Annotated in this window: 12 protein-coding genes; 7 read left to right on the top strand and 5 right to left on the bottom strand. The window is 65.1% G+C overall.

Features of this window, described 5'->3' with window-relative positions; all coding sequences use genetic code 11:
- Nucleotides 1-41: 41 nt before the first annotated feature.
- Both P7A97_RS01255 and P7A97_RS01250 read right to left on the bottom strand, forming a co-directional pair.
- On the bottom strand, nt 42-791 hold the full coding sequence (locus P7A97_RS01255) for a LytTR family DNA-binding domain-containing protein (protein ID WP_277688106.1): 750 nt from the start codon (nt 789-791) through the stop codon (nt 42-44).
- A complete protein-coding gene (locus P7A97_RS01250) occupies nt 788-1,870 on the bottom strand; it encodes a sensor histidine kinase (RefSeq protein ID WP_277688105.1) in 1,083 nt (360 codons plus the stop codon). Before P7A97_RS01250 ends, P7A97_RS01255 begins: the two co-directional genes overlap by 4 nt.
- Before the next feature lie 210 nt (nt 1,871-2,080).
- Between P7A97_RS01250 and argH the strand changes: the two genes are divergently transcribed.
- Nucleotides 2,081-3,475, top strand: a complete 1,395-nt coding sequence (gene argH / locus P7A97_RS01245; RefSeq protein WP_277688104.1) for an argininosuccinate lyase — start codon at nt 2,081-2,083, stop codon at nt 3,473-3,475.
- A gap of 68 nt (nt 3,476-3,543) precedes the next feature.
- On the top strand, nt 3,544-4,023 hold the full coding sequence (locus P7A97_RS01240; RefSeq protein WP_277688103.1) for a GNAT family N-acetyltransferase: 480 nt from the start codon (nt 3,544-3,546) through the stop codon (nt 4,021-4,023).
- A gap of 3 nt (nt 4,024-4,026) precedes the next feature.
- Here P7A97_RS01240 and P7A97_RS01235 read toward each other — a convergent pair whose 3' ends face one another.
- Nucleotides 4,027-4,683 carry a glutathione S-transferase gene (locus tag P7A97_RS01235; RefSeq protein ID WP_277688102.1) on the bottom strand — a complete coding sequence of 219 codons (657 nt, stop codon included), beginning with the start codon at nt 4,681-4,683 and terminating at the stop codon, nt 4,027-4,029.
- 129 nt (nt 4,684-4,812) lie between these two features.
- On the opposite strand from P7A97_RS01235, the gene P7A97_RS01230 reads away from it, so the two are divergent.
- From P7A97_RS01230 to P7A97_RS01210, 5 genes are all read left to right on the top strand, one after another.
- On the top strand, nt 4,813-5,097 hold the full coding sequence (locus P7A97_RS01230; protein WP_277688101.1) for a hypothetical protein: 285 nt from the start codon (nt 4,813-4,815) through the stop codon (nt 5,095-5,097).
- Nucleotides 5,098-5,154: 57 nt separating this feature from the next.
- Complete coding sequence (locus P7A97_RS01225) at nt 5,155-5,925, top strand: transporter substrate-binding domain-containing protein (protein ID WP_277688100.1); 771 nt, start codon at nt 5,155-5,157, stop codon at nt 5,923-5,925.
- A 56-nt stretch (nt 5,926-5,981) separates the two neighbouring features.
- A complete protein-coding gene (locus tag P7A97_RS01220; protein ID WP_277688368.1) occupies nt 5,982-6,224 on the top strand; it encodes a TIGR02647 family protein in 243 nt (80 codons plus the stop codon).
- Between the two features lie 138 nt (nt 6,225-6,362).
- Complete coding sequence (locus P7A97_RS01215; RefSeq protein ID WP_277688099.1) at nt 6,363-9,218, top strand: class I adenylate cyclase; 2,856 nt, start codon at nt 6,363-6,365, stop codon at nt 9,216-9,218.
- Nucleotides 9,219-9,237: 19 nt separating this feature from the next.
- Nucleotides 9,238-9,897 (top strand): hypothetical protein, encoded by a 660-nt coding sequence (locus tag P7A97_RS01210; RefSeq protein ID WP_277688098.1) that lies wholly within the window; start codon nt 9,238-9,240, stop codon nt 9,895-9,897.
- On the opposite strand, the gene P7A97_RS01205 is transcribed toward P7A97_RS01210, so the two are convergent.
- Both P7A97_RS01205 and rnk read right to left on the bottom strand, forming a co-directional pair.
- Nucleotides 9,894-10,694 (bottom strand): lipase family protein, encoded by an 801-nt coding sequence (locus P7A97_RS01205; protein WP_277688097.1) that lies wholly within the window; start codon nt 10,692-10,694, stop codon nt 9,894-9,896. The genes P7A97_RS01210 and P7A97_RS01205 overlap by 4 nt on opposite strands.
- Before the next feature lie 101 nt (nt 10,695-10,795).
- Entirely contained in the window at nt 10,796-11,203 is a 408-nt protein-coding gene (gene rnk / locus P7A97_RS01200; RefSeq protein WP_277688096.1) for a nucleoside diphosphate kinase regulator, read from the bottom strand.
- Nucleotides 11,204-11,283 lie beyond the last annotated feature (80 nt).

The raw sequence follows: 11,283 nt of genomic DNA, 5'->3' as shown, positions 1-11,283 counted from the left end.
AGCCGGCAGACGCTAACGCCGCAGGGCGTCGCGCTACCGGCTCAGAGGTTGTGCATCAGCTTGCGCACTCCGGCCACATGGCGCCGGCTGACGGTCAGGGCATCGCCCCCCAGGCCCTTGAGGTAGAGCTGGAAGTGCCCCAGCGGCGTGCGTTGCAGACGCTCGATACGCTCGCGGGCCACCAGAGCGTTGCGATGGATGCGCACGAAGCGCTCGCCGAATTCATCCTCCAGCGCCTTCAGCGGCTCGTCGAGCAACACTTCGCCGCCTTCATGACGCAGGGTCACGTACTTGTGATCGGCGATAAAGAAGATCACCTGCTCCAGCGGGATCAGCTCGATACCTTTGCGGGTACGTGCGCTGATGTGGCTGCGCGGGCCGGCACCATTACCGGCGGCAGCCGGGCGGGTGAGTGCGGCGAGTTGCACACGATTGGGTCGCTCAGCCTTTTTCAAGGCCGCCGCCAGGGACTCGGGACGCACCGGCTTGACCAGATAACCGACGGCACTGACGTCGAAGGCCTCCAGGGCGAACTCATCATGGGCCGTGCAGAAGATCACCGCCGGCGGCGCCTCGCGCTCGCACAGTTTGGCGGCAACCTGCAGGCCGTCCAGGCCAGGCATACGGATATCCAGCAGCACCACATCCGGCCGCAGGCTTTCGATCAGCGCCAGAGCCTCCTCGCCATTGCTGGCAGCAGGCTCGAGCACGCGATACCCATCGAGGTCGCCGACCATGCGGGCCAGGCGCTCGCGGGCAAGAGGTTCGTCATCGACGATCAGCACATTCATATTGCTCGGGCTTCCTGCGTGAGTCTCGAACAAGGATAGCGTAGACATGTGTAGTGGCGTCCGTCACGGCGGTCCACGCTGAGACTGGCGCCGGGGCCGAAAAGTGCCGCCAGACGCGCGTCGATATTGCTCAATGCCTGGTGAGTCCCCCGTGACTCCTGCGGTTCGGCGCTTTCCTGGAAGGGATTGCTGACGCACAACTGGAACACCCCATCCCGATAGTCCGCCTCAACTCGCACCAGCCCGCCCTCGATACGCGGCTGGATGCCGTAGATCAGGGCATTCTCCAGCAGCGGCTGCAAGGTCAACTGAGGAATCGGTAAATCCGCCGGCACATTTTCTACCTGCCACTCCAACTGTAGCCGCTCACCGAGCCGATAGTGCTCGATCGACAAATATCGTTTCGCCAGCGCCAGCTCATCGGCCCAGGGCACCAGGCTGCCGGGCTTGGCCAGGCTGGCGCGGAACAGATCGGACAGATCGAGCACGGCCTGCTCGGCCTTGTACGGGTCGACCGCTACCAGACTGGCGATGCTGTTCAGGCTGTTGAACAGAAAGTGCGGGCGAATGCGCGCCTGCAGCGACTCGATGCGCGCACGCAGCTCCGCCTGCTGCTGGCGGCGCCATTGGCTCTGCAGATAGAAATAACGCAACAGCAGCGCCGACATGATCAGACTGATCAGGGCGTGGCGCAGGTACAGGTTGACCTCGCCATCACGCGGCAACGGCCCACCCAATTCGAAATAGTCGGCCACCCGCGTGCACCCCAGCGTCAGGCCGATCACCAGGGCGCAACACAATAAGCCCGCCAGGGAGGCGCGCAAACGCGCCAGCAGCGGGCGCAGCCGGCACAGCAGCGCGGCGGAGAGCAGCACGATCCACTGCACGAACAGCGAGGTCAGCGCCAGGCGTACCCAGTTGAAGCCCGGCAGCATCGGCTCGGACAGCACCAGTACCAGCACCAGCAACTCGGCCAGCAGCACCAGGCTGAGCAGCGCCTCGGGCTCGCACAGTTCCGGCAGGAAGAAATCATCATCCGGGGCAACGCTACGCCCCTTGTTGAACCAGTGGATTTTCATCCGCGCAGTTTCCTTGTGTGCCACCCAGGCAGCAAGCCAGAGCACTCCAGCCGGGCTAAAAGAGAACCCCAAATGCATCCGCCTGCACAAAACTGTGACGGGGCCAACAGATGGGCACAGCCTCGGAATTCCCGGCAAGGCTGTTATTATCGGCGCACTTTGTCCGTTTCGCAGGCGCCCGCCGTGCCTGCCCTGCCCGCGAGTCCAGCCATGAGCAGCGAAAAAACCAACCAGTCCTGGGGCGGCCGCTTCAGCGAGCCTGTCGACGCCTTCGTCGCCCGCTTCACCGCCTCCGTCGATTTCGACAAGCGCCTGTACCGCCACGACATCATGGGCTCCATTGCCCACGCCACCATGCTGGAGCAGGCCGGCGTGCTCAGCGCCGCCGAGCGCGACGCGATCATCGACGGTCTCAAGCAGATCCAGGCCGAGATCGAGGCCGGCCAGTTCGACTGGCGCGTCGACCTGGAAGACGTGCACATGAATATCGAGGCACGCCTGACCGACCGCATCGGCGTGACCGGCAAGAAACTGCACACCGGGCGCAGCCGCAACGACCAGGTCGCCACCGACATCCGCCTGTGGCTGCGCGACGAGATCGACATCATCCTCGCCGAAATCACCCGCCTGCAGCAGGGTCTGCTCGGCCTGGCCGAGGCCGAAGCGGACACCATCATGCCCGGCTTCACCCACCTGCAGACCGCGCAGCCGGTGACCTTCGGCCACCATCTGCTGGCCTGGTTCGAGATGCTCAGCCGTGACTACGAGCGCCTGGTCGACTGCCGCAAGCGCACCAACCGCATGCCGCTGGGCTCGGCCGCACTGGCCGGCACCACCTACCCGATCCAGCGCGAGATCACCTGCCAGCTGCTCGGCTTCGAGGCCATCGGCGGCAACTCGCTGGACGGCGTCTCGGATCGCGACTTCGCCATCGAATTCTGCGCCGCCGCCTCGCTGGCGATGATGCACCTGTCACGCTTCTCCGAAGAGTTGGTGCTGTGGACCTCGGCGCAGTTCCAGTTCATCGACCTGCCGGATCGCTTCTGCACCGGCTCCTCGATCATGCCGCAGAAGAAGAACCCGGACGTGCCGGAACTGGTGCGCGGCAAATCCGGCCGCGTGTTCGGCGCCCTGACCGGCCTGCTGACCCTGATGAAGGGCCAGCCGCTGGCCTACAACAAGGACAACCAAGAAGACAAGGAACCGCTGTTCGACGCCGCCGACACGCTGCGTGACAGCCTGCGCGCCTTCGCCGACATGGTCCCGGCGATCAAGCCGAAGAAGGACATGATGCGCGAAGCGGCGCTGCGCGGCTTCTCCACCGCCACCGACCTGGCCGACTATCTGGTACGCAAGGGCCTGCCCTTCCGCGACTGCCACGAGATCGTCGGCCACGCGGTGAAATACGGCGTACAGACCGGCAAGGACCTGGCCGAAATGAGCCTGGACGAGCTGCGCCAGTTCAGCGACCAGATCGGCGACGACGTGTTCGCCGTACTGACCTTGGAAGGCTCGGTCAGCGCCCGCGACCACATCGGCGGCACCGCACCGAACCAGGTTCGCGCCGCCGTCGCGCGCGGCAAGGAGTTGTTGGCCAAGCGCTAATCATCCGTAGGTTGGGCTTCGCTGAGCTCAACCTACGTGATCCAGCCCAATCTACAACCGAGCTTTCCATGCCCCTACACATCCGCCCCGCCAACCCCGAAGACGCCGAGTTGATCCTGCGTTTCATCATCGAGCTGGCGATCTACGAAAAGGCCGAGCACGAGGTGAAAACCGACGCCGCCGGCCTGCGTGACAGCCTGTTCGGCGAGGGCAGCAGCAGCCATGCGCTGATCTGCGAGCAGGACGGCGTGCCGATCGGCTACGCCGTGTACTTCTTCAACTACTCCACCTGGCTGGGCAAGCACGGTCTGTATCTGGAAGACCTCTACGTCAGCCCCGAGGCTCGCGGCTGTGGCGCCGGCAAGGCACTGCTGCAGCATCTGGCGCGGATTGCCGTGGACAGGGGCTGCGGGCGTTTCGAGTGGTCGGTGCTGGACTGGAACCAGCCGGCCATCGACTTCTACCAATCCTTCGGCGCCCGCCCACAGGACGAGTGGACCACCTACCGTCTCACCGGCCAGGCGCTGCTGGACTTCGCCGCCAGCTAAGCCTCAGCGCTTCTGGCTGATATGGGCGATGAACTCGGCCATGCCGGCGTCCTTCTCAGCGGCAATGGCCTGCACATGCGGGTTCTGCTGCAGGCGTTCAAGCAAGGCCTGGGCACCGAGGAAGTCGGCCAGCAGGTCGAAGCCCAGTACGCGCTTGGCCACCACGGCAGCCAGATCGATGCTGTAAAGGAAATACAGATCGGCAATGCTCAGCTGCTCGCCCGCCACATAGGGCGCAAAACGGCCATGGCGCTTGAGCGCGGCGATCCCGGCCTGCAATTCGAGACGCGCCTTGTCCTTGATGACCTCATCCAGCTTCATGCCGAAGAACGCTTCCGGATAGCAGCTGCGCGCCGGCAACTCGATATACAGCTCGATCTCCCGAGCCAGGCTCAGGACCTGAGCGCGGGCATAGGGATCTTCCGGCAGCAGCGGGCGACCACCGCAGGTTTCCAGGTACTCCAGAATCACACTGGTTTCACTGATGTAGCCCTGCTCGGTCTGCAGCACCGGCACCTTGCCGCGCGGGCTGATGGCCAGGAAGGCCGCGTCCTGGGAGCCATAGACTTTCACCGTTTCGAACGGCAGGCCCTTTTCCAGCAGCGCCAGATGCACCATGTTGTAGTAGTTGCTGACGGCAAAACCATGAAGCTTGAGCATGTGAACCTCCGGGCAGGAAAGCCACAGTTATAGCTGCCCAGCGCCACGACACACAGCGTTATCACCCCAACGAATGCCGCCGATCAGCCTCGGCATGGCACACTGCACGCGAACTCCCGAGGAACCACCATGACCGAACACGACGACACCGACGATGAAGCCTTCGCCGAGGCAACCCTGATCCAGGCCATCGAGAACCAGCTGGAAACCGGCAACCCGCCGGCCGCCCAGGCCGTCTACAACAAGCTGACCCTGGTCGGCTACGCCCGCGAGGAAATTCTCGAGCTGATGGCCCTGGTGCTGGCCCACGAGATCGACGCCATGCTCGATGCCGACCGCCCCTTCGACTCGGCCTGGTACGAGCAGGCGCTGCGGGCGCTGCCCGAGCTGCCTGAACAAGCCGAAGACGACTGACCGAGCGTTTTGACCCAGGTCAGCCGCCGCCAGGCACAGCCTGCTATCGTGCAAGCTATGCATTTACCGGCTCTTACTGCGGCTTACCCCGGGCGGCTGCTAGCCCTCATCGTACTGTGCCTGTTCCTGATTCCGGCAAGCGCCGTGGAAATTGGCGCCGAGGATGACTGGTATCCTTTCACCGCCTATCGTGACGGGCGCATCGTAGGCATGTCGGTGGATATCGTGCAGGCCGCCTTTGCCGCTAGCGGCGTACCGGTCGAACTGCGCCCTTACCCCTACGCGCGCTGCATGGAGCTGGTCCGTCAGGGACGCCTGCCCGCCTGCTTCAACACCTCGCCGGACGCGCGCATCGCCGAGCAGTTCCTGCTGCCCGAGGAACCGCTGTTCCGCGGCGAGATTCTGCTGTGGAGCCGCAAGAATGAAGCAGCCCCAATCAAAGACCTGGAGCAGCTCAGCGGTCGTTCGGTGGCCGTGACCCTGGGCTATGAGTACGGTCAGAAATTCGACAGTTTCACCGAGCTCAAGCGTGTCGAGGTACGCCGCGACCTCAGCGGCTTTCGCATGCTGGAGCATGGCCGGGTGGATTTCACCATCGCCTACCGTGGTACGGCTCGCGCGCTGTTTCGCGAGCACCCGGAGCTGGCGGGGCAGTTCACGCCGGTGGCGGTGATCCACCAACCGCAGCTGTTCCTCAGTTTTTCCCGTCAGCATCCGCGGGCCCGCGAACTGGCCCGGCAATTCGACCAGGGCATGCGCGCCATCCGCGCCAATGGCCGCTACCAGCAGATTCTCGATATCTGGCAGCACAGCAACGAGGTGCATTGAACCTGGCGAACTACACTGAGCAACAGCCCGACTACAACAACAATGCGGAGTTCGTCATGGCCTACACCCCCAACCTGATCGCCGAGCTGGAAATCCTTGCCCTATACAACCTGGACAATCACCAGGAGGGCCTCAAGGTGCACAACAACGCCACCTCCCGCGCGCAGATGGCCATCACCCGCCTGCACGAGAAAGGCCTGGTGACCGCCCCCGACGGCGGCTACCTGACCAGCCTGGGGATCGATGCCGCCGAGCATGCCCAGGCCCTGCTGACCATCCTCTGCCCACAGCCCGCCTGATACCGCCTACAGCCGCAGCCGAGGGGCGCCGATACACTGCAGAAGCGACCTGCAGTGGTCGATACAAACGGGGCAAGCGCTACTGCCAGTCGTCATCCGGCGCTGGTAGGCTTGCTCCAAACAGGCTTCGAGCTGTACATGACGCGCATTCAGGAAATCCGCCCCAACATCGACGACGGCATCGACCGCAAGGTTCTGGCGCAGCTGCGTGCGCGTTTCCTCAAGGTCAACGGCGGCCGTCTCGAACGGGCCACCCAGGCGCTGTCGAGCCGCCAGCAGCTGGTGCTCAAGCTGCTGCCGCTGCTGTTCCACGTCAATCATCCGCTGCTGCCGGGTTATGTCTCGGCGGCCACCCCCGCCGGACTGGCCGGATTCGAGCCGAGCGACGAGATTCTCGCCGAGGCCCAGCGCCTGACCCGCTCCTTCGCCTACAAGCCCCGCCGCGCCGGCAGCAGCAAACCGCCAGCGCCGATCCACGGCCTGTTCCTGATGGGCAGCCTGGGTACCGTGGCCCAGGCCGAGCAGAGCGACATGGACCTGTGGGTCTGCCATGATCCGGCCCTGCCCGACAGCGCCGTGGCCGAGCTACAACGCAAGTGCAGCCTGCTGGAAGCCTGGGCCGCCACCCAGGGCGCCGAGGTGCACTGCTTCCTGATCGACCCGGCACGCTTCACCTCCGGCGACCGCGAGGCGCAGCTGACTTCCGACGACTGCGGCACCACCCAGCACTACCTGCTGCTCGACGAGTTCTACCGCACCGCGATCTGGCTCGGCGGACGCACGCCGCTGTGGTGGCTGGTGCCGGTGTACGAGGAAGCCAACTATCCGCGCTACACCCACACCCTGCTGTCCAAGCGCTTCGTCCGCGCCGACGAGGTACTCGACCTCGGCCACCTGGCGCGCATTCCGCCGGGCGAATTCATCGGCGCCGGCATGTGGCAGCTGTTCAAGGGCATCGACTCGCCCTACAAGTCGGTGCTCAAACTGCTGCTCACCGAGGTCTATGCCAGCGAGCACCCACAGGTCGAATGCCTGAGCCTGCGCTTCAAGCAGGCAGTGTATGAAGGCCGTCTCGACCTGGACGAGCTCGACCCCTATATCGTGGTCTACCGCCGCCTGGAGGAATACCTGGCCGGCCGCGGCGAGCGCGAGCGCCTGGAGCTGATCCGCCGCTGCCTGTACCTCAAGGTCGGCAAGAAGCTCAGCGTGCCGCCGCGCCAGCGCGCCAAGAGTTGGCAGCGCCTGCTGTTCGAGCGCCTGACCGGCGAGTGGCGCTGGAGCCAGCGCGAGCTGGCCATGCTCGACAGCCGTAGCCAATGGAAGGTGCGCCAGGTCAGCGCCGAGCGCCGCGCGCTGGTCAACGAGCTGACCTACAGCTACCGCTTCCTCTCCCAGTTCGCCCGCAGCGAACAGACCAGCATGCCGCTCAACAGGCGAGACCTCGGCGTGCTCGGCCGGCGCCTGTACGCTGCGTTCGAACGCAAGGCGGGCAAGATCGAATTCATCAACCCAGGCATCGCACCGGACCTGGCCGAAGACACCCTGACCCTGGTGCACTGCCCCAGCCCCGAAGCACATGGCGAGACCCAGTGGGCGCTCTACCACGGCAGCCTGAACGGCCAGGAGTGGCCCGACTTCGCACCGCTCAAGCGTACCCGCCAGCTGATCGAGCTGCTCGCCTGGTGCCACCGCAACGGCGTGATCGACGCCAGCACCCGCCTGTCGCTGCACCCGGGCAGCAGCGACCTTACCGAGTTCGAGCTGTCCAACCTGCTCGGCTGCCTGCAGCAGAGCGTACCGCTGCCCCTGCCGGCGGTCAGTGAAGAGGCGCTGCTGCGCGCGGCAGAACCAGCCGAGGTGCTGTTGCTGGTGAATGTCGGCGTCGACCCGCTGAAGGCCCACAGCCAGCTCAACGTACACCTCACCACCGGGCGCACCGACTCGCTGGGCTACTCCGGGGTACGCGAAAACCTGGTCCTGACCCTCGACCAGGTCAGCCTGAACAGCTGGAACGAGCTACAGGTCAGCCGCTACGACGGCCCCCACGCCCTACTCGATTGCCTGCGCGACTACCTCAACAGCCTGCCGGTCGGGCGCCAGCCCAAGCTGAACGTGCGCTGCTTCTGCCGCAACCGCGCCCAGGCCATCGCCCAGCGGGTCGAAGAACTGTTCCACGACGCCCTGGCCAGCTTGACCAGTGACAATCGCAGCCGCTACCTGCTGCAGGTGCAGCAGCACTACCACGTGCTGGAACTGCAGCCCGGCCAGGTCAGCCATGCCGCCCTGCAGGACCTGCCCAGCCTGATCGCCCACCTGGGCACGGAGCACCCGCACTACAGCCCACTGCAACTGGACCGGCACGCGCTGGAAGGCGAAGACCTGGCGCTGATCTTGCCGCAGGGCCGCCCCGACTGCATTCAGGTGTTCTATCGCATCAACGAAGACAACGCCGAACTCAGCGTGCTGGACGAACACAACGCCCTGTGGCGACAGCACCTGCCGTTTCGCGACGAACAGAGCCTGCTGACGCCACTGCAGCGCTTTCTGCAGTCGCTGCTGTATAGGCGCAACGCCCTTCTGCCGCTGGACAGCAGTCTGCCAAACCTGGCTCTGGAGGTGCTGTATTACGAAGTTCTCCCGGCGGGCAACCAGCGCGCCCGCCATCTCGAGCGCCGCGTACCGCCCCAGGCCCAGGCCAGCCATGCCTTCTACGATGTGCAGGCCATCGTCGAGCCGGCCGAGGGCAAGCGCGTACACGTCAGTCTGTACTGCAACCACCGCGAGTTTTCCGAACTGGAATACGGCACCGGGCTGTTCAGCGCAGTGGCGCGGCATATCCTCGCCCAACGTCGCGATGCCGAGCGCTATCCCTGCTATATCACCGACCTGGACCTGTCGCGTGTGCTTGGCGAAGGCCATACGCAGAGCATTCACTACCTGCGCTACAAGGCCGAGCTGGAAGCGGCGCTGAACAGCGCCCTGCAGCAGGCCTGAACCTGGAGGACATGCCGTGATGAGCTTCCTCAGCATCGCCCTGGGCGGTGGCGCCATCGTTGTCGGCCACTGGTACTGGCGCCGCAGCCGCAACAACAGGCGCAACCAGTTCATCGACGGCTATCGCTTCCCCGAGCGCCTGCGCCTGAAGCTCGCCGAAACCTACCCGCAACTCGCGCCGCAGCAGCAGGAACAGGTGCTGCAGGGCCTGCGCGACTACTTCCACCTGTGCCAGATGGCCGGCAGGCGCATGGTCGCCATGCCCTCCCAGGCCGTGGATGTGGCCTGGCACGAATTCATCCTTTACACCCGTCAATACGGCGAGTTCTGCCGCAAGGGCCTGGGCCGCTTCCTCCACCACACGCCCAGCGATGCCATGCCCAACGCCGAGGTGGCCAGCGCCGGCATCCGCCGAGCCTGGCGCCTGGCCTGTATCCGCGAAGGCATTCGTCCGGATCAGCCGACCCGCCTGCCACTGCTGTTCGCTCTGGATGGCGAGCTGGGCATTGCCGATGGCTTCCACTATCGCCTGGACTGCGGCGCCCACCCGGGCAGCTACCGCCAAGGCGACGTCTACTGCGCCAGCCATGTCGGCTGCGGCTCAGGTTGTGCCAGCGGTTGCGGCGGCGACGCCTCGTCCAGCGATGGCGGGGGCTGCGGGGGTGGAGGTGGTGATTAACCGCGCATGGGCGCCTGCGGATTCTCCAGGGCGTACAGATAACTGCCCGTCAAACTGTGGTTGGCCTCGATGCAGGAGTAGCTGGCGGTGAAGGTCACGGCCAATCCAAGGTGCTGGTAAAGCAGGGTATCGGTAACCCCTGGCGGCATTTCGGGCACCAGGTCGCTGTCGTTGACCAGGCGGAAGGTCGGCACACCCAGGCCGTTGTAGGCGGCGGCAAAGCCCGGCGCAGCCAGGCGCGGGCTGGCGAAGTTGTAGTGCTGTAGCGGCTGATCAGGCCAGCGCTCATGGATGTCGAGCACCGCCATGCTGCTCAGGGCACAACCCAGGCTATGCCCACAGACCCACAACGAGCCCTGCGGCTGCAAGCTGTCGAGAGCGGCCAACGCCAGATCGCGCAATGAGCCGTAGAGCTTGAGGAAGCCCGCATGCACCTGACCCTGGCCATCGCTCCATGGCCAGGGCTTCTGCTCGGCATCGAGATCATCCAGCCAGTCCTGAGCCGACTCGGTGCCGCGCAGCACCAGGTAGGTCTCGCCCTGGTCATTGGCAGCAGCGAAGCCGAAAGGCTCGGACTCGTTGAGAAAGTGCAGCTCGCTGAGGATGCTCCAGATCGGCGCGGAAAAGCGCCACCCCGGCATCTGCGGCGCCTGCCAGATGAAGTCCTGCGGCCGATGAGGACTGCCCTGGGCCTGCCACTGGCTGTACTGCGCATAGGCCTGGGCGACCAGTTGCGCACAAGTGAGCGCACGCTCCAGAGAGAAACCCTGAGGGAAGTACAGGGGCAGGCTGGACATGGCGGGCCTCCTTGCCGGCGGTGAGTTCAGACACTCTAGTCCAGACGCACCGGGCCGTACGAAGTTCCACGCCCGCGACTGGCAACCTTCCAGACAGCCGGTTACTGCTGGTAGGCGCCGGCCGCCTCTGGCTGGTACTCCACCGCCAGCAGGGTCAGCTTGAGCGGCTTGCCGCCTGGCCCCGGCCAGTCGATCTGCTGGCCCACGGAAAGGCCGAGCAGAGCACAGCCCACCGGTGCCAGGACCGAAACGCAGCCTTCGCCACCGGCATCCTCGGGGAACACCAGGGTCAGGTGGTAATCCTTGCCGCTGCCCTCCTCGCGACAGTGCACCCGCGAATTCATGGTCACCACGCCAGCCGGCACCTGGGCATGCGCCACCACGTCAGCACGCGCCAGCTCTGTTTCCAGGGCGGCGGCGGTCGGGCCGAAGTCCTCCAGACTGTCGAGCAGACGCTCCAGGCGCTGCAGGTCGAGGCGGGTAATGGTGATCGCGGGGGTGCTGCTCATGGTGGCGAATGCTCTCCTTGGGGCCAGATAAAGCAAAACCCCGCCCGAAGGCGGGGTTTTGAACGATAGGTCAGCTTTGA

The organism is Pseudomonas sp. GOM6 (genome assembly GCF_029537485.1).
In the GTDB taxonomy this organism is placed as follows: Bacteria; Pseudomonadota; Gammaproteobacteria; order Pseudomonadales; family Pseudomonadaceae; genus Aquipseudomonas.
The sequence above is the reverse complement of the archived record's forward strand: the minus strand, read 5'-3'. Positions and strand labels throughout refer to the sequence as shown.